The following is a 17,901-nucleotide window of genomic DNA, read 5'->3' as shown; positions in this document are numbered from 1 at the left end:
CTTCTCCATCCGGGATGTGACGGCCTGCGCTCCGGGCGGATCCTGTGTCAGGATCCGCCCGGTGACCGCCCTGGGAGACACGCTGGAGGCAATGTCCACGTCGGCCCGGCGGTGGAGCTCGCTACAGGCCGACCTGCGGGGTTGGGTCGACCACGCGGCGGTGGCGGCGGCGGTGAGCACGGCGCAGGCCACCCGCGGTTTCCGCGTCGTGGTCTCACCACCCGGCGCGCCGGGCAACCAGCAGGCTCCTGCCGGGATGGACACGCGGCGCGGGTCGCTCCAGGCCACGCCCGAATCGCTGCGGGTCGACTGGCACGGCGACAGCGACGGCAACCCGGACAGCGACGGCGTCGTCGTGCGGGGCCTGCAGTGGCGGCGGCGTCACTGCGGCAAGGTCCACGGCTCGAGGCCCGCCGCCGCTGAATTCGGGCTGACCGCCGTGGGGATATCCGAGCTCGCCCTTGTGCGGCCCTGGCTGGTCCTGTCCGGTCTGGATCTGGCCGCCCCGCGGCCCGATGCGCAGGAACGGGACGGCCGGCCGGCGACCTGGGTACGCGGGGTTCCGCGCGACCAGAATTTCGCCCCCCGCCTGCACAACCTGCCGGAAGGCGACTCCTACGACCTGGTCGTGGACGATGCCACCGGCGTGCTGCTGGAGCTGACCGCCTGGTCCGGCGAGCGGAAGACCGAGCAGCTGAGCCTGCGCGCCCCGCGGTTCGACGCGCCGATCGATCCGCGTCGCTTCGATCTGGGCGCGGTCGGCACCGTCGCCGAATCCGAGCGCCTCGGCGGCCAGGCCCGACCGCTGGCCGCGCTGGCCCGCGAAGTGGATTTCACGGTGCTCGCCCCCCGCGACCTGACCTATGCGGGTGTTCTGGAGAACGACGAGGACGGGGCAGCGATAGTCGCGCATTCCTACGGAGGACGTCTCCCGATCAGCCGGGTGTGGTTCGTTCAGTCCCGGGGCGCGCGGATGGCGGACCCCGCCGAATGGAAGCCGATCGCGCTGGCGGACGGCACGCCGGCACGCTGGTGGTCCCCTGCCGACGACTCCGATCAGGGCCATGTGCGCTTTGAACGGGCCGGCACCCAGATCTGGGTCCTGGGTCATGGGCGGCGGGAGATCCACGACCTGGCCATCAGCCTCGCACCGGTCTCGTGGCCGGAGAGTGAGCCTTTTCCATCGTCGACCCGGACCTGCGGCGACCCTGGCCACGAACCGTGAGAGGGAAACGGCTCAGTGATGAACCCTTTCTGAACCACCAGTGAAGGCGGCCGAGCGACGATGAAAGATGGTCGGTTGAGCGCCCTGACCCTGGTGGGCGCGCCCGACCGCACCGGCAGGGCTGGCGGGCGCGCGGCCGATCAGCGGAAGGAGGATCACTCCTACGCGGACTCGGGATGAGGAAGCGGCGATGAAGGACAGGTACGCGGCACCGTCGATACGGGCACAGGGTTACTTCCGAGACGTCACCGGAACGTTCTTCTGGGGCTGGCGCCACGGCTGGGGCGGCTGGGGCTGGCGCCACGGCTGGGGCGGCTGGGGCGGCTGGGGTCGGCACGGCGGTTGGGGCTGGTAGGCACCAGCAGGGACCGAAGTCGCCGAGATCACGGTTGCATGCCCTCCAGGAAGCGTCATCCAGAGCTGACATGAACCGAGGGCCTGTGGTTCGCTTTGAGAACCACAGGCCCTCGTCTCGTTCTCCCCACCCTCCTGAAAATGGACATACCCGACAGCGGTGCGGAATAACGGCATACGCATCGCCGTGGCACGCATACGGGCCGATTCGCGCGGAAACGGGATCACCCGGTCGCCCGGACTGGACCACCACGAGAACGGTCCTGACGCTGACCAGGGGAAGGGCCTGCGGCCCGGTGCAGGTCCCGGCCGAAGTGGGCTAGCACAGTTTGCGCCGGACCGCAGGCGCACCGCGGCCGGTTACGTAGGCCAGGGTGGATACCCCTGAAGCCCCGCGGGTTCTCCCTCGAATCCGCCGTGGCGGGCCGTTGCACGCCGCTATGATTCCGGCCGTGCCCGCGGCGGCGGCGGGTCTCGGGAAGGCGGGCGGCATAGTGAGAATGGAAACCACGACTGTGCTGGTCGTGGATCTGGTGGGCTCCACCCGGGCCATGGCCTCCGTTCCACGGGTTCGTATGACCGAAATGATGACCGAGGCGGTCCTGCCGATTCGCAGGATCGTGGAGGAGCTCGGCGGCGAGATCATCAAGTTCACCGGTGACGGATATCTGACAGCTTTCCGCTCCGCCACCGATTCGCTGCACGCGGCGGCCCAGATCGTCAACCTGTTCGTTTCCGGCCCGCGTCTGCCGATCGGCGACTGGGTGGAGGGCTGCCGGGTCGCGATCCACACCTGCGACACGATCAGGTTCGAGAACGACCTGCTGGGCGAGGGCGTCGTCGTGCCCGCGCGGATGGAGAAGCACGTACCCACGAACGAGGTGTACGTGACGTCGACCACGCGGGACGCGGCCAAGTCGGCGGAGTTCGGCTTCGACCTCGTCGGGGAACTGGCTCTCAACGGGATTCCCCGGCCGGTGCAGGTGCACCGCCTCCTCGCGGACCGCTACCGCGGCATGGAGCGCAACGCCTTCCTCACCGTCACCGACCTGGTCGGCCTGAACGCCCTCGCCGCCCGCGTGTCCCTGACCACGCTGAACGAACGGCTGCATCGTTGGGTCGAGCTTCACCATGAGGCGCTGGGCACGACCCATGGCCGGCTGCGTTCCGTCGCTGGCGACAACATCCTCGCGACCCACGACAACGCTGACGACGCGGCGGCCTTTCTCATCGCGCTCGACCGGCTCTCCCGCCTCCCGGCAGATCCGCCGACCACGGCGCGGACCAACCAACCTGACCAGCCCGACCAACCTGGCGAGGCCGACGAGGCCGGACAGCCGCCGTTCGCCTTCAGCGCCGTCATCGCGCACGGCGATCTGTTCGTCCCGGATTTCGGGCTGGCCGGGCCGCTGGTGAGCAGTACCTGCCGCACGCTGCAGGCGCTCTCCCCAGGCACGAAAATCGTGACCTCGGCGGTGCTGCAGCGCCTCACCTGCGACCAGGCGGCTTTCGGTCAGGTCATGCCCCCGGCACCGGGCGACGGGGTCGTCGGGGAATACCACCTCTTCATCGGCGCCAAAGGTCGGGATTCCTGAAAGCGGATCAGCTCAGCGCGGACACCAGCAGCGCTCCGACGAACAGGCAGCCGATATGCAGCGACTGGTCGGCGAGGTAGATTCCGTTCACGCCGCTGCTGGTGCTCTCGGCGAAAAGGGGCGACCGCCCTCGCTGGAGCAGCACGCGTACCGGCCACCGGCGGTCGATGAATCCATGCGTGAGGACGGACCAGATCAGCGCCACCACGATGCCGGCCGGCCGCAGCGGCACGTCGATCACGACAAGACCGAGCAGCGCGGCGCCGATACACAGGTGATAGTTGAACAGGTGGCCGATCATCGCCCGGGCGGCGGCCCAGCCGGATCCGTGCTTGCGGGCTGCCTGCCAGTCGGTCTGCGCGACGTGGTCACCAAGGTGATGACCGACAAATAACGCGATGAACACCGCGGAGAACAGAGCGGCGTGATTCATGAATTTTCCCCCTCCCACCGAAGATCACAGTAGGGGAGGAAAGCGCATCAATCCGGGAGTTCGGCGGACCGGGGCTCCTGGGTGTCGTGACTGTCTGGCATCGCGGGCACCTGAGAGGCCCGACCGACCGCTCTGGTCGACCGATCCGGTTGACGCGTCCGGCCGGATCGGCGGGTCTCGCCGTTGGGTCGGATGCGGCCGGTCGGGCTGCTCTTCGCGGCCAGTAAGGCCGCCGGGTGCGTGGTGCCGCTTAGTGCGTGGTGCCGCTTAGAAGGTGCGCGTTCCGGTGGAGCTGACCGGGCCGGAGAACAGGACGTTGCCGTTCAGGTCGTAGGCAGTGGCCGTCCCGGTGGAGGTGTACGTGTTCCACGCGGTGAAGGTGGCCGAGTGCTTGATGTCGATGGTGCCGATCACCACGCCGCCGGGGCCGGGCAGGGTCCGGACGAACCCGTAGGTGAAGGTGCGCGGGCCGGTGGACTTCCAGCTGCCCGTGAAGTCGCCGGTGGGCGTGGAGACCTCGAACTTGCCGTTGAGGTAGAAGTGCGACTCAACCGACTCGGTCGCGCCGAGGGCCGTGGTGGCGGTGCCCGACCAGCAGCCGACCGGCAGGTAGTACACCGAAGCGGACGCCCCGGCCACCGGCGCCGCGCCGACCGTAAGGGCGAGCATGCTCGCCAGCGCCGCGAGGATCAGCGTCGCGCGCGCGGAAGCGCGGCGGACGGACGATCTCAACATTCATGTGCTCCTTTGTTGCCGTCAGCATCGAGGCGCCTGAACACCCGGACCTGGCGCGAAGATGTCGGGGGCTTTCAGACGTGCACGCTCAGGCGGCGCCATGCACGCGTTCGCACCCCGCGACAGATGTGGGACTCCAGCCCCCCGTCCGTGGTGTTGGGGGTTCGTGTCGGCCTGTGCGGGCACGAACCCCCAACTCCACGGCTGGCAGGACCCGCCTGTCAGCGGCGCGGCGACGACAGCGACGTAACGTGTGCGGGAAAGAGAATGAAACCGGACATATCGCCGTCCGCACTGAACGCGTCGAACCACTCCCCCGTAGGCGGAGCGACGACCCGCCAGTCGCCATCGGCCCAGTTCACCTCGACCCGCATCGTCACCGAGACGACGTCATCGCCGCCCCCGAACCGGGTGAGAACATACCGTACCGTCGCGTTCCCCGATGAATAGCTCTCAAGCTTCCATCCGGTGATCTCAATTTGTTCATAGGTGCGACGGGTAAGATTGCCGACCGCTCGCCCGGTCGACCCGTGATCCTCTTTACCGTCGGAGCCGTTCACCTGGTTGCCCCGCCGACGCGGATCGGGTCCTGAACCGGACTCGGCCGCCGGCCAGTGACCGGAACCGCTCCTGGGCTCATCCGCGGAACATTCACGCAGGTCAGCGCCCTGTTGCTGGGTGGCGATCCGCCGACAGGTGGTGATCACACCGTCCATGCCAATGACCTGGAAGGCGATGTTCACGGCGCCGATGACCGCGCCGAGCGGAGAACGCGCAAATCCCGCCACGCCGTTCTCGTCCATCACCCACGGACCGGCCGACGGACTTCGTGGCAGTCGTATTCGCCCCAGTTGACCCGATCCGTCCGCCGCCGTGTCGGTGCTACCGGGGCGCCGACTGCCGGCGGGTTCGCTGAAGGTGGTGGTGATTGCGGCGGGAATCATGCCGGTTCCGCATTCCTGGCCGGTTCCTGCCAACGGGTGGCCGGTTTCTGCCAACGGGTCGTAGAAGTCGACGTCGGCCAGGCTGATGTCCCGCGTTCGGGCCCAGATCCGGAGCAGCACCCAGACCGTCACGCCGAACACCGTCCCGGCCTCGGCCGTCAACAGCAGCAGAGTCACGCGCATTCTCCGGGAACGGACCCGTCCACCGGCACCATCCGCTGGTAGCCGGCCGCGAACGGCGCCGGCGGCCGATCGGCGAGGTCGGCGAGCTCGGGGTGCCGGTCCGAGCCGGCCGCGAACGGCGCCACCGGCAGATCAGCCAGCTCGGGATGCCGGTCCGAGCCAGCCGCCATCCGGGCCGCGGCCAGCAGCGCCCGAGCCACCTGGGCCCATTCGCTGCAGTCACCGCCGATCGCGCCGCGGATCGTCTCCAGGCTGTGCAGCTCGTGGGAGAGCCCGCCGGCGACATAGGCCGGCATGCGCACCATGACCGCGGGGCGCCGGCTGTTCGGCGGGTCCTCGACCTCGATCTGGTCCTCCCAGTCGACATAGACCTCCATCTCGATTCCGGGCACTCGGCCACGCGGCCGGGGCAGGTCGAGGTTGTGGCTTGACATCACGGCCTCCTGAGATCCCCCCGAGCTGATCGTCACCGCCGAGCCCGGCCGGTCACGGACCATCCAGTGGTTCTCCGGTAAGGGCAAGTTCCAGGGCATGGCGCACGAGATGGACGAGCGTCGTCTGCGCACTGTCCGGGCGCCTGGCGTCGCAGTACATCACCGGTCGGTGCGGAGCGAGGTCGGCGGCATCACGGACCATTGGGAGCGGGTATTCATGGGAGTTCGCCTCGAAGCGGTTGACCGCGACCAGGAACGGCACCTGGCGGTTCTCGAAGAAGTCGATGGCGGGAAACGAGTCGGCCATGCGGCGGGTGTCGACCAGCACCACCGCGCCGATCGCGCCCCGGACGAGCTCGTCCCACATGAACCAGAACCGGTCCTGGCCGGGAGTACCGAACAGATACAGGATGATGTTGTTGCTGAGCGTGAGGCGACCGAAGTCCATGGCCACGGTGGTGGTCGTCTTCCTGTTCACCGCGCTGGTGTCGTCGACGCCGACGCTGGCGCTGGTCATCGCCGCCTCGGTGGTGAGCGGCTCGATCTCGCTCACCGACCCGACGAACGTCGTCTTGCCAACTCCGAAGCCACCGGCGACGAGCACCTTCACCGCGGTGGGTGCGCGTCTAGAGAGTGGTGAGACCATGCAGAACCCTCCGTAGGAGCTCCGGGCTGGGTCGATCAGGATGTTCGGGGCGGTGGACGGAGACCATTCCGCCCCGCGCCATGTCGTCGATGAGTACCCGCACCACCATCAACGGCAGTTTCAGACGGGCGGAGATCTCGGCGATCGAGTGAATTCGCATGCACAGGATCGCGATGTCGTGTTCCTCGGGCGCGAGCCGGCCGCGCCGCCGGATCGCCGCCATGCCGCCGTCGGTGGTCGCGACGAGCGCGACGAGCTCCAGCGGCACCGCCGGCGTCGTGCGTCCTCGGGTCACCGCGTAGGGGCGGACGAACGCCTCGGCGTCGTCCCAGTGCTCGCCCGGCGCCGGCGACCCGGACCAGTCCTCGGGCACCGTCTACCTCCCTCCCCCGCTTGCACGCGGTCCAGGTCGACTCAGGACGGCAGGGCCGCCCGCATCTGGCTGCGAAGCTCCGGGGTCAGGAACCGGCCGGCCCTGCTAACCAGGTGCGCCATCTCGTAGGCGATCTGGCCGACGTCGGCGTCGGCGGTGCTGGAGACGGCGAGGCAGGCGCTGTGGCCGACAGCGGTGATGAACAGGTAGCCGTTCTCCATGTCGACCATCGTCTTGTTGACCTGGCCCCAGCCATGCTGGCGAGCGGCGCCGCGGGCCAGTGCGTCGAAGCCGGACGCGACCGCGGCGAGCTGGTCGGCCGCCGTGCGTTCGATCCCGCTCGACGTGGCGAGCAGCAGTCCGTCCGCGGACAGGACAACCGCGCACAGGATGTCGGGAACGGTCTCGCGCAGGCGATCGAGCAGAAAGGAGAGGTCGGGCTGTCGGTGCATCGCTTATCTCCCGTCGAGGTCGTCGGCGTCACGCATTCCGCGTTCGAATGCGCTGGTGAAGCCCTGGGCGAGCGCGCGGGCGGCCTCGGGGTCGGGCGGGCGGGCGGTGCGGCGGGCCGGCTGCTCCGCGTCGGGTTCCGAGCGCAGGCTCTCGGCGAGATGCGCCCCGCGGCGGCGGCGCGGCAGATCCTCAAGCCGTGGATGGCCCCCGGCGCCTCCCGTGCCGCCCGGCACGGTCGCGGCCGCGCCGTCGCTGCCCCGCAGCGGTCCGAACAGGGGGTCGAAGACGCCGCTGTCGGCCAGGTCCATGGCGCTGTGGGCAGCCACGCCGGGCGTACGTCCTTCGCCGCCGCGACGCGAGGACGGGTCCAGGGCCGGATCCAGGCGCACCGGCCGGACGTCGTCCGGTGGCACCCTCGAATCGCTGTATCCGCCGTACTCGCCGTACCCGCTACGCCGGCCGCCGCCGCTGCCGCTGCCCCCGCTGCCGTCTTGGCCGCTGTAACCGCCCGGCCTGCCGTTTCCGCCGTGCCTGCCGTATCCGTCCTGGCCGCCATTCCCGCCATACCCGCCGCTGCCGCCATTCCCCCCACTGCCGCCGTGCCCGCCCGGCCCCCCGGAGCCCAGCGGTGCGCCGGCCCCCGCCGCGAGCGGGTCGAAACCGGGCGCCGCACCGGACCGGGCGGCCGCACCGGAACCGGCCGAGCCCCGAGCGCCCTCGGCGAAGTCGCGGGTGCCGTACATGCCTGCCTCGCCGGCCCCGTTGGCCCCGTGATCGCTGTGAGCGGCGTATGCCCCGTGGGTCGAGTCGGCGAACCCGCCGAGGCGCACGTCCGCCCCGAACCCGTCGGGACGTCCATAGCTGTCGCCGTGCCCGTTGTCACCGCCCCGGCCCATGCGGACGGTGTCCCCGGAGCGGCTCGAACGGCCGTCCGCGTCGCCGGTCAGATCGACACCGATGCCGCTGCCGGCCCGCGCACCGACCGGGTGGGGCGCTGTTCCCGTCCCGACGGGCAGCGCGAACTCCTCGGTGGGCGTATGCCTGCCGCCACCATTGCCGCGATCTCCACCGGGACCGCCGCCCGGGCCCAGTTCCGGCCTGCGCCGCCCCGGGTCGTCCGGACCACCGCCGGTACCACCGGTACCACCCGTGCCGCCCGCCCTGCCCGCCGGAAGCATCGCGGTCTGGTGGGCGACCTCGGTGTGGATGAGACCCGCGGGAATGATCGTGACCACGTGCACACCGCCGTAGACGCTGGGCTTGAAACGCACCGCGATCCGGTGCCGGGCGGCGAGGCGCGCGACGACGAACAGACCGATCTGGCTGCCGTGCGTCGAGGCCTCGAACGGCGGCGGGTTCGCCATGCGGTGGTTGGTCGCGGCGTACATCTCGTCGTCGAGGCCGACCCCGCGGTCCTCGATCTCCACCGTCCAGCCCTGGCCAACCCGGCTGGCCTGCACCGTCACCGGCGTGTCGGGCGGGGAGAAGGCGGTGGCGTTCTCGATGAGCTCGGCGAGCATGTGGGTGAGGTCACCGACGGCGGAGCCGACGATCTCGACATCGGACGTCGGCAGGTGCACATGGACCCGGGTGTAGTCCTCGACCTCGCTGACCGCCGCCCGCAGCACCTGGACCAGCCGGACCGGGCCGCGGAAGGTGCGTCCCGGCTGGCCGCCGGAGAGCACGATGAGGCTTTCGGCCAGCCGCCGCATTCTGGTGGCCTGGTGGTCGACGCCGAACAGCTTGGTCAGGATCTCGCCGTCCTGCTGGTCGCGCTCCAGTTCGTCGATCAGCCGGAGCTGGCGCTGGATGAGGCCCTGGGTGCGCCGCGCCAGCGTCTGCAGGATGGCGCCGACGCTGCGGCCCTCGGCGACCTCGTAGGCCGCCGTGACGGCGGACGAGTAGGTGACGTTGAAGGCGCGCGCGACGTCACCGATCTCGTCGCCGCCCGCGGTCGGGAAGGCCGCTGGCTCCGCCTCAAGGTCCACGGGCTGGCCCTGCCGTAGCTTCGAGGTGACCTCCGGCAGTCGGCGCTGGGCGACGTCGAGCGCGCCGGTGCGCAGGTTGCGCAGCCCGCCGACGATCCGGCTGGCGACACCGACGGACACCGCGACGGACAACGCGAGGACACCGGCCGCGAGCAGACCGGACAGCGCGGCCTGGCGCAGCGCCGCGTCGGCCAGCGTCCCGCTGCGATGCTCCAGCTCCTCGACAACCTGCCGCTGGACCGCGCGGACCTGCTCGGACTTCGCCCCGCTCGCCGCCGCCCAGGCGCTGAAGTCGATCCGCTGGCCGTGCAGCACCTTGTCGCGCAGCTCGGTCACCGCCGCCTGGGTGGGGCCGACCAGCTTGTCGTAGAGGGCCACCTCGGCTGCGGTGGCGGACAGCCGGAACTGGGTCATCCAGGCGGTCTCCGTACCGATCGCCGACTGGACCCGGGTGACCCTGTCGGGCACCGCGGTGCCGAGCACGGCCGCCGACGAGACGTACCCGTACTGCTGGCTGATCGACTCACCCACCCGGGAGATCGCGGACAGCGCGGTCGCGACCCGCACGACGTCCGTGTCCTCGCTGCCGATGCCGACCATGGCGGCTCCGACGTCCAGCCAGCCGGAGATCATCTGGTTGTAGGTGACGGTCCCCGGGCCGGGCTGAAGGGTCTGCGCGTCGACCCCGGCGCGCACGGTCGCCAGGCCCCCCATCTGGCCCTGGGCCGCGGCGACCGCGTCCCGGACCTGGTTGCGCGGGCCGGCGGGCAGCTCCGCGGCGGTCTTCGTGACGGTCGTGATCGCCTCGTCGACGGGGCCTCGCGCGTTCGTCGAACGGACCGCGAAGTCTCGTTCCCGGTACCCGGAGCCCACCAGGCTGGAGACGGCGTACCGCTCCGTCTGCAGGGCATACACAAGATCGTTGACGTGGATGAGGAACCGGGCCGCCGTGCGCGTCTGCTCGCTCGCCCGCTGCGCGGCGAGCTGACCGGAGACGACCCAGCCACCGAAGCCGACCAGAGCAAGCAGTGGCAGGAGCAGCACCACGGTGATCTTGTAGCGAATGGGCCAGTTCCGCACTCCGCCACCTCTCGTCGGGACGCGGGGTCCGCCGGACGTCAAGTCACCCGACGGGACCGGGGCGTGGCAGGGAGGGGACACGCCACGCCCAGCCGTCAGCGCTCTGGGTGGCTCCACGGCCGCGTGCCGAGTACATCCACCACGCCGGAGCAACTCTGAGCAGCTATCTCGATCCCGTCGGCGAGCAGGACGGTAGTCGTGGTTGACGGTTGACCGGAAGAGTAATCATGTGACGCTTAAGGGACGTCGTGTCCTGTTCATGCCATTCCAACCGTTCGACTGCCGGCGGCAGGGGCCGTCGACGGGATCGCAGCGGCCGGCGGCGCGACTGGCGGAACGGCCGAAGGAACGCCTGACGGAACGCCTGATGAGACGCCTGACGGGACGCCCACGGCTGACGGGACAGCGGTGCCACCCTGCTCCGCGCCCCGGCCGCCCCTGGACAGATATCCGGACCGGGCGGCGGCGGCACCGAGCTGGAACCTGCTCAGGACACCGAAGCGCTGGCACAGCTCGGCCACGTCACGCTTCACGGTGCGATCGGAGACCCCCAGCTCCCGGGCAGCCCGGCTGTCGTCCAGCCCCATGTCGAGCAGGCGCAGCAGTGCTCGCTGGCGGCGCATCGTCGCCGGTTCGTCGACGACCACCTCCGCACTGCCGCGGACAGCGGCCGCCCGCTGGGTGCGGGTCACCATGTCGGCGACCGCCAGGACGAGCGTCGGCGCGACCACCGCGAACGCGCCGTCGTCGAGATCGTCGTCCCGCACGGGAACCAGGGCAGCGGTGGCGTCCCAGACGATCGCCCGCATCGGCAACGCGGGTGCCACATACACCTGACCGATGGGCGGCAGCCGCCGCCCGGCGTTTCGCCGCCTGGCCACCGTGACCGCACCGGGCGTCCAGACGCTGGCGATGTGCACTCCCCGGCCCGCGGCCGGGACCAGCAGATCCGGGACGTCCCCACCGAGGCCGGGCGGCGGTGGACCACTGAGCAGAAATCGGATGGACTGCGTGGACTTTCCGGTGAGCTCGGCCATTCGCGGGAAGATCTCATCGCGGGCGAGAACCTGGATGCCGGCATTCGTCCCCGCTCTGCGGCGGCCGGCGACGTAGTCCCCGAAGAGCCCCGAACGGTAGAGCTGGGCCCGTTCATCCGCCATTCGGGCTCGTTCGGCCACCAGCGCCGCCTCACGTACCGCGTGCCGTGCCTGCAACACGCGCGCCGGATCCTGAGGCTCCCACTGGTGCCCGACCTGACGGACGAGACCGGCCTCTACCAGCCGCTCCATCTCCGCCTGGACGATCGGCTCCGGCCGGCGCAGCCATTCGGCCAGCAGGTCGACCCCGCTGTATGGGTGGCGTGCCACCGCCCGCCACACCTCGTCTGAGAATTCATCCAGTCCATCGAATCCGAGTTCGGACAGGCGCATCTACACCCCTTCCCGTCTCCTGGCGGCACCGGCAACGAACATTCCAGACACGTCCCGGAAACACTCCGCTGGATTTACCGGAAATTGCGGCACGCGCCAGACACGACACTGCACTGACGCACCGATTACGACTGGTTACGGCAAGCTATAACAGCTCCGAGGACTCTTCAATGGCTTCGCGGGAAATTACCGGGAGATTCCCGCTACACCACAACGTGCACGCAAAGATGATCGATCATTTGCGTTGTCATGGTCTTGCATGGTGTATTCAAAGGCAGATCTGTTCCGAATCCCGCTTGCGCGACCATCACTCCAACGGTCACCAACGCCAGCACATCGGGGCTCAGTCAGTGGACGTCCGCCCACGTCAAAAGGTTGCGGACGGCCGCAGCGGGCCGCGTCACACAGCCCGGTCCGTGCACCGGCCGGTAACTCGATCGTTACTCGCCCGCCTTCTGGTGCCCCGGCAGGAATCACCGCCCGGCCGCTCCGGCGGGCTTTTCGGGGCCCGCCGGAGCGGCCGGAAAGAGATTCGAATTCGGCCGGCCGGGGGTCGTGCGGCGGCTTATAGCCCCGACGGTTCCCGATCCCGCCAGGGCACCGCCGCCTCGACGCGCGTCGGCCCACCGTCCGGGCTGTGCACGAGCAGGGTGCCATCGATCGCGCCCAGTCGTTCCGCCAGCCCCGCGAGCCCGCTCCCGGAGCCGACCCGCGCCCCGCCCCGGCCGTCGTCGGTCACCACCATCCGCAGTCGGCCCCCGACCCGGCGCAGGTCGACAGCCGCCGAGACCGCCTGGCTGTGCTTGCTGATGTTCGTGACCAGCTCCGCCGCGGTGAAGTAGACGATGCCCTCGATCGCCGGGGCCGGCCGCCGCGCCAACTCGACCGTGACCTTCACCGGAACGGTGCACCGCGCGCCGAGCGAGGCAACCGCCGCCGGCAGGCCGCGGTCGGTCAGGATCGCGGGATGGATCCCGCGGGCGAGATCCCGCAGCTCGCGCAGTGCCAGCTTCACCTCGTCATGGGCCTGCTCGACCATCGTCGCCGCGGCCTCGGGGTCCTCCGTGAGCTTCTCCCGCGCCATCCCCAGCCCCATGGCGAGTGCGACCAGCCGCGCCTGCGCGCCGTCGTGCAGGTCTCGCTCGATGCGGCGCAGATCGGCGGCAGCCGTGTCGACGACGGTGCCCCGACCCGCCTCCAGCTCCCGGATCCGGCGTTCCATCCGGTCGGACGGCGACAGCAGCGCGGAGATCATGGCCTTGTCCACGGCGCCGAGGGCCCGTGTCACCACGGGCAGCACCGGCCATGCGACCAGAAGCAACACCAGCGTCACGACGAACGTGATGATCGCCCAGGGCAGGCGGACGAAGAAGTACAGAACATGCCGCCAGCCGACCGGATCCGCCACCGCGGCCCACAGGCGCGCCATCGAGCCGGGCGGCGGTGGCGCCGGCCGGGACGCCGCCGGGATGTGCAGCCCCAGCAGCACCCGGGCACGCGCCCGCTCGACCGTGCCGAGCGCTCGGGTGACGACCAGCCCGATTCGGAGCAACGGCAGGCCGATGACGGTGATGGCCAGGCCCAGCGCGAGGGAGAACCACGTGACGACGAAGACGAACCCGACCAGCCCCAGCGGAAGATCCAGAAGCAGGAACAGCACGCGCCGCCAGGAACGGACGTCCAGCGCCAGGACAGGCTCCGCGGCCGCGCCGGTGCCCGCGCGCCCGGCAGCGCGGGTGCCCGTGCCCGCACGCTCAGCACCGTCGGCGTGCACGCGCACGCCGGCACCCGTGCCCAGGCCCACGCTCCCGCCGGCACCCCTGCTCCCGCCGGTCTCCATGCTCGCGCCGGCTCCGGCGCCCGCGTCGACGGGACCGGCCACGGGCGCTCCTTTCGATCGGGCGGCACGGCGAACTCGCCCCGGGCGGGTCGGCGCCGCCGCTCGCTGACCAGCGTTGCGCTGGCAAGTCTGCCGGAATGGCAGGGGGTGGCGAGCCGCGTCCGGTTCGTCCCCCGGAACGCAGAGAAGCGTGGTTCCCGGCCCTCGTCAAGAGTCGACCGATAACCGCCAGCGACACGTCACTATGGAAACACTCCGATTCAACACTCCTCGCTGTGCGCCTCCCGGTGAACAGTCACGGCATCCGGGGTTCATTCCGGCGGAGCGGGCGACGTCCGTTCCGCCGCGATCCGAGATCACGAGACCACGATTCATGGCGACCCGGCCCAGGGTGTCGCCGCAGGTGCCCACGGAGCCGGGCCACGCGGTGACGGAATGCTCCCGATGCCCCCGGATGCCGGGTTGGGAGCAGCCGGCGCGGCAGTCCCGCCCAACCCGGCCCGCACGGCCACCGGCCCCGGTCACCCACGATCGGCGAATACCGATCCAGCCCGATCGCAATGCCGTTCATGCTGAGGTGCCTGAGGTTCTACCGAGCGCCGAGAGAACTGGGCTCAGAGCTGGCCAGGCGCCACCGGGGACTGACCGGCCCGACACCAGGAATACCCAGCAGAAGCACCCATCTAAAATTATCTATATTCATCAGATTTGAATCTCACGAGACCACATCGTGTCATGCGAGTGGCGCCGACAAGAAAAGTCGAGTACCTCCACCACTGCGGTCGCACAACGTGCAAGAATGAAGTCGAACACGCAAGGCACGGGGCGCCCTCCCGCCCTGATCCACTAAGGATTCAGCGAGACCGCAGGCCGTCGTCCACAGTCGACCGTCCTGCAGTCCCGGGGAGGCACGGCTCCATGGGGGGGAAGATCTGAGCAAGCAAAAGCCGACGGGCGGCAAAAATATCCCGGCGACGTCACGCCGGTCACGCCCGCAGGACCCGTCTGCGCCGCGGCGGCGCAGGTCACACGGGTCGCATCGCGTGATGCGCAGGCCGCAGCCGCTCCATCGAGCCGGCCGCCTGGCGCCGCATCAGCCATCCTCGCCGCCCACACATCCCGGCGATAACCACCCGCCTCGGCGTTGCCTCCTGCCAGAGAGCTCCGCGGGCGGGAGACGATGTCAGGCACGGCAATCGTCATACCACGGACGAGATTATCGCGCCGAGCCACCGAATGCTGAGAACCACCACCAGTCCAGGTCATCGGGCCGCGCATCCCTGGCGGCCGCCCACACATCTTTCCGAGAACCGGGAACTGTGAGTCCTTTCCATCGTCGACTCGGGCCTGCGGCACACCTGATCATGCACCGTGAGACGGTGAAGGATCAGTGAGCACCTGATCTCAGGCACGGCCACCTCAGCCCGGGTCTCCGTACCCGGCTAATCCTGCCGACAACGCACGCTGGCCGCCGTCATCCGCACCCCTGGGTCCAGCAGGTCCTTTCGCCGCCAAAACCCAGGTGCGCCGGTTCCAGCCTGCTCCGCGGCAGTTGCTTCCGAGGTCTGTTCCAAGGCGCCCCGTCACGGCCTGCCGAGGAACAGCTCCGCCACGCCCATGCCATGGCTCGCCGAGCCACGGCGTGGGACGCCGCTGGTCCGCGACCAACGGCCACCTCACCGCCGTGCCGCGGCCTGCCCAAACCGCGGCGCGGTGGGCCTGAACTCGCTCGGAGGATCCATGTACGTCACCCTGCCCCCAGGCGCGGCACTGGCCCGCCCGGGGCTTGGTCCCGTTCACCCGTTCCAGGCCGGAGCGGGTGACGTGGCTGTCCCGATCACCCACCAGGCGTCGACCGACCATGCGACCGCCGTGCTCGACCTGCTCTCGGGCCTGCTGACGGGCGTGGTGGGGCTGGGCTTCCTGCTGTACGCGTGCGCAGGCCTGCTCGGAGTCCTGGTCGCCCTCCTGCTGCGGGTGGGTAGGCGGCCGTCCCGGCCTGGCCCCGACGCGGCCGCGTGAACCTGCTGGATCCCGACGGCGGCGGCGCCCGGCTGCTCGCCGCCGTCATGATCATCCTGGGCATGCTCTACCTCTGCGTGATGCTGGTGCTCGCCCGGGTCCATCGCGCCTGGACCGGAACGCCGCCCGACGGCCTCTTCTTCGTCTTCGTGATGCCGTGCCTCAACGAGGAGGCCGTGATCGGGCCGAGCCTGGCACGGCTCCTGCAGTCCCCCGCCACGAACCGGCGGGTCCTCGTCGTGGACGACGGCTCCGACGACCGGACGTCCCAGCTGGTGCTCGATGTGCCCGACGACAGGGTGTGGCTGCTGCGCCGCACGCCACCGCATGCCCGTAAGGGAAAGGGCGCCGCGCTCAACGCGGCGATGGGGGATCTGGCGACCCGCGCGGAGATCCTCGCCCGCGACCCCAGCGATGTGATCATCGCCGTGGTCGACGCGGACGGGCGCCTCGACCCGCACACCGTGGAGGCCGTCGCCCCGTACTTCGCCGACCCCCGAACCGCCGGGGTGCAGACCGGCGTCCGCATCAACAACCGGGGCACCAGCCTGCTGGCACGGCTGCAGGACATGGAGTTCGTCATCTACACGGACGTCTTCCAGCGCGGCCGGGGCCAGCTCGACAACGTGGGTCTCGGTGGCAACGGCCAGTTCGTCCGGCTGTCGGCCCTGCGGTCGCTGGGCGGATCCCCGTGGTCGCACAGCCTCACCGAGGATCTCGATCTCGGCGTGCGCCTGCTGCTCGCCGGCTGGCGCAACCAGTTCTGCCCGCAGGCCGACGTCCATCAGCAGGGTGTCGTCCGGCTGGGCCGGCTGCTTCGGCAACGTTCCCGCTGGTTCCAGGGCCATCTGCAGTCCTGGACGCTGATGCCCAGGGTGCTGCGCCAGGCGCGGGCGCGCGCCCTGCCGGACATGCTGTTCCATCTGTCCAGCCCGCTGCTGATCCTGCTGGCGTCGCTGCTGACCGCCGCCTTCGTGCTGAGCACGGTGGCGGTGCTCACGAGCTGGTTCGCCGGCGGCCCCGCGCCGGACGCGCGCTACTTCCTCGGCGCGTACCTGATGGCCGCGGGCCCGGCGTTGGTCTGCGGGCTGATCTACCGGTCACGTGAGCCGCTGACCGGTGTCGGCATGCTGCGGCTGGCCGGTTACGTGCACCTTTACATGCTGTATGCGCTGGTGTGGTTCGTGGCCGGCTGGTGGGCACTCGCCCGGGTCGTCGGTCGCCGCACCAGCTGGCACAAGACCGCCCGCACACCCGAGCAGCCCCGTGCCGACATCCGCACGCCGATGCCCGCAGCCTCGGACGGACACCGAGGGTGAGCAGTGGGCATCACCCCTACCACCGGAGTGATCGCGTTCTGGTCGGCCGGGCGGAGCGGTCAGCCAGGTACCGGCATCCGTTCCAGATACTGCTCCTGCTGCTTCTGGGAGCCATCGCCGCGATGTCCGGGGTGTGGGCGATCATCCAGCTCAGCTCGGACGGACGCCCCACCCGCTGGCGGGACGGATCGGCGCACGGCCCCTGGCTCGCGATCTTCGACGGCTACGGGCACACGACCGCGCACGCGGCGGACGACGGCCTGGTCATCACGCTCTCCCCGCGGGCGGCGGAGGGTCCCGACCACACCCATGCCGGCCTCGTCGTCAGTGCCGAGACGTACCGCAACGTGCGCTTCTCCACGCAGGTCCGGACCGTCCAGCAGCTGCGCCAGGATTCGCCGGCCCCCTGGGAGGTCGGCTGGGTGCTGTGGAACTACACCGACCCGCAGCACTTCTACGCCTTCGTGTTGAAACCGAACGGCTGGGAGCTCAGCAAGCAGGACCCCGCCTATCCCGGCGGCCAGCGGTTCCTGGCGAGCGGACCGTCACCGCGCAGCACGTTGGGCAGCTGGCACACCGTCGACGTGGTCCACGCCGGGGACTCGATGGCGGTGTCGGTGGACGGCGTCCCGACCGTGCGGATGCAGGACACCGAGCGCCCGTATCTCGCCGGCTCGATCGGCCTGTACTGCGAGGACGCCGTCGTCGAGTTCCGCCGAACCGCCGCGCGCGAGCTACGGCCGCCCGACGGGCAGCCGTCCTGATTCGACCGGGTCGTCCGGCGGCCTTGAGCTGCCCGGCGCTCCGGTGCGACACCGCACCAACCAGCCAGTCCCAGCAACCAACA

16 protein-coding genes are annotated in these 17,901 nt (G+C 70.2%); 6 read left to right on the top strand and 10 right to left on the bottom strand.

Annotation, left to right across the window (positions count from 1 at the left end):
- Positions 1-61 precede the first annotated feature (61 nt).
- From AWX74_RS24900 to AWX74_RS24895, 3 genes are all read left to right on the top strand, one after another.
- Positions 62-1,225 (top strand): hypothetical protein, encoded by a 1,164-nt coding sequence (locus AWX74_RS24900; RefSeq protein WP_091281600.1) that lies wholly within the window; start codon positions 62-64, stop codon positions 1,223-1,225.
- 190 nt (positions 1,226-1,415) lie between these two features.
- Entirely contained in the window at positions 1,416-1,580 is a 165-nt protein-coding gene (locus AWX74_RS39080; protein WP_114476417.1) for a putative RiPP precursor, read from the top strand.
- Positions 1,581-2,079: 499 nt separating this feature from the next.
- Positions 2,080-3,174, top strand: coding sequence for an adenylate/guanylate cyclase domain-containing protein (locus AWX74_RS24895; RefSeq protein WP_091281597.1), 1,095 nt, complete (start codon positions 2,080-2,082; stop codon positions 3,172-3,174).
- 7 nt (positions 3,175-3,181) lie between these two features.
- Here the strand turns inward: AWX74_RS24895 and AWX74_RS24890 are convergent, their stop codons facing one another.
- From AWX74_RS24890 to AWX74_RS24845, 10 genes are all read right to left on the bottom strand, one after another.
- Positions 3,182-3,607 carry a DUF3307 domain-containing protein gene (locus tag AWX74_RS24890; RefSeq protein WP_091281594.1) on the bottom strand — a complete coding sequence of 142 codons (426 nt, stop codon included), beginning with the start codon at positions 3,605-3,607 and terminating at the stop codon, positions 3,182-3,184.
- A gap of 267 nt (positions 3,608-3,874) precedes the next feature.
- On the bottom strand, positions 3,875-4,342 hold the full coding sequence (locus AWX74_RS24885; protein ID WP_054569071.1) for a hypothetical protein: 468 nt from the start codon (positions 4,340-4,342) through the stop codon (positions 3,875-3,877).
- Positions 4,343-4,563: 221 nt separating this feature from the next.
- On the bottom strand, positions 4,564-5,286 hold the full coding sequence (locus AWX74_RS39565; RefSeq protein WP_479724500.1) for a DUF8175 domain-containg protein: 723 nt from the start codon (positions 5,284-5,286) through the stop codon (positions 4,564-4,566).
- A gap of 173 nt (positions 5,287-5,459) precedes the next feature.
- Positions 5,460-5,903: a hypothetical protein gene (locus AWX74_RS24875; protein ID WP_091281702.1), complete on the bottom strand. Its 444-nt coding sequence runs from the start codon at positions 5,901-5,903 to the stop codon at positions 5,460-5,462.
- Between the two features lie 52 nt (positions 5,904-5,955).
- The gene (locus AWX74_RS24870; protein ID WP_006545326.1) at positions 5,956-6,549 is read right to left on the bottom strand and encodes a GTP-binding protein; all 594 of its coding nucleotides are present in this window, start codon (positions 6,547-6,549) and stop codon (positions 5,956-5,958) included.
- Positions 6,530-6,922, bottom strand: a complete 393-nt coding sequence (locus AWX74_RS24865) for a DUF742 domain-containing protein (protein WP_006545325.1) — start codon at positions 6,920-6,922, stop codon at positions 6,530-6,532. Before AWX74_RS24865 ends, AWX74_RS24870 begins: the two co-directional genes overlap by 20 nt.
- A 41-nt stretch (positions 6,923-6,963) precedes the next feature.
- Complete coding sequence (locus tag AWX74_RS24860; protein ID WP_006545324.1) at positions 6,964-7,374, bottom strand: roadblock/LC7 domain-containing protein; 411 nt, start codon at positions 7,372-7,374, stop codon at positions 6,964-6,966.
- Positions 7,375-7,377: 3 nt separating this feature from the next.
- Entirely contained in the window at positions 7,378-10,443 is a 3,066-nt protein-coding gene (locus AWX74_RS24855) for a sensor histidine kinase (protein WP_091281589.1), read from the bottom strand.
- Between the two features lie 257 nt (positions 10,444-10,700).
- Positions 10,701-11,810 (bottom strand): helix-turn-helix domain-containing protein, encoded by a 1,110-nt coding sequence (locus AWX74_RS24850; RefSeq protein ID WP_242666398.1) that lies wholly within the window; start codon positions 11,808-11,810, stop codon positions 10,701-10,703.
- A gap of 628 nt (positions 11,811-12,438) precedes the next feature.
- On the bottom strand, positions 12,439-13,755 hold the full coding sequence (locus AWX74_RS24845) for a sensor histidine kinase (RefSeq protein ID WP_397312320.1): 1,317 nt from the start codon (positions 13,753-13,755) through the stop codon (positions 12,439-12,441).
- A gap of 1,698 nt (positions 13,756-15,453) precedes the next feature.
- Between AWX74_RS24845 and AWX74_RS24840 the strand changes: the two genes are divergently transcribed.
- Genes AWX74_RS24840 through AWX74_RS24830 form a run of 3 tightly spaced genes read left to right on the top strand, consistent with a single transcriptional unit; the run spans position 15,454 to position 17,818 of the window.
- A complete protein-coding gene (locus AWX74_RS24840; RefSeq protein WP_091281585.1) occupies positions 15,454-15,735 on the top strand; it encodes a hypothetical protein in 282 nt (93 codons plus the stop codon).
- Positions 15,732-17,054, top strand: a complete 1,323-nt coding sequence (locus tag AWX74_RS24835; RefSeq protein ID WP_091281583.1) for a glycosyltransferase family 2 protein — start codon at positions 15,732-15,734, stop codon at positions 17,052-17,054. The genes AWX74_RS24840 and AWX74_RS24835 overlap by 4 nt, the downstream gene beginning before the upstream one ends.
- Positions 17,051-17,818 (top strand): 3-keto-alpha-glucoside-1,2-lyase-like domain-containing protein, encoded by a 768-nt coding sequence (locus AWX74_RS24830; protein ID WP_242666397.1) that lies wholly within the window; start codon positions 17,051-17,053, stop codon positions 17,816-17,818. The genes AWX74_RS24835 and AWX74_RS24830 overlap by 4 nt, the downstream gene beginning before the upstream one ends.
- Positions 17,819-17,901: the final 83 nt, after the last annotated feature.

It is taken from the genome of Parafrankia irregularis (assembly GCF_001536285.1).
Classification (GTDB): Bacteria; Actinomycetota; Actinomycetes; order Frankiales; family Frankiaceae; genus Parafrankia; species Parafrankia irregularis.
The sequence above is the reverse complement of the archived record's forward strand: the minus strand, read 5'-3'. Positions and strand labels throughout refer to the sequence as shown.

Excerpts from the sequence above, each read along its gene's own strand:
- AWX74_RS39080 (WP_114476417.1), top strand. The coding sequence starts at position 1,416 with ATGAAGGACAGGTACGCGGCACCGTCGATACGGGCACAGGGTTACTTC.
- AWX74_RS24895 (WP_091281597.1), top strand. The coding sequence starts at position 2,080 with ATGGAAACCACGACTGTGCTGGTCGTGGATCTGGTGGGCTCCACCCGG.
- AWX74_RS24890 (WP_091281594.1), bottom strand. The coding sequence starts at position 3,607 with ATGAATCACGCCGCTCTGTTCTCCGCGGTGTTCATCGCGTTATTTGTC.
- AWX74_RS24885 (WP_054569071.1), bottom strand. The coding sequence starts at position 4,342 with ATGTTGAGATCGTCCGTCCGCCGCGCTTCCGCGCGCGCGACGCTGATC.
- AWX74_RS39565 (WP_479724500.1), bottom strand. The coding sequence starts at position 5,286 with ATGATTCCCGCCGCAATCACCACCACCTTCAGCGAACCCGCCGGCAGT.
- AWX74_RS24875 (WP_091281702.1), bottom strand. The coding sequence starts at position 5,903 with ATGTCAAGCCACAACCTCGACCTGCCCCGGCCGCGTGGCCGAGTGCCC.
- AWX74_RS24870 (WP_006545326.1), bottom strand. The coding sequence starts at position 6,549 with ATGGTCTCACCACTCTCTAGACGCGCACCCACCGCGGTGAAGGTGCTC.
- AWX74_RS24860 (WP_006545324.1), bottom strand. The coding sequence starts at position 7,374 with ATGCACCGACAGCCCGACCTCTCCTTTCTGCTCGATCGCCTGCGCGAG.
- AWX74_RS24840 (WP_091281585.1), top strand. The coding sequence starts at position 15,454 with ATGTACGTCACCCTGCCCCCAGGCGCGGCACTGGCCCGCCCGGGGCTT.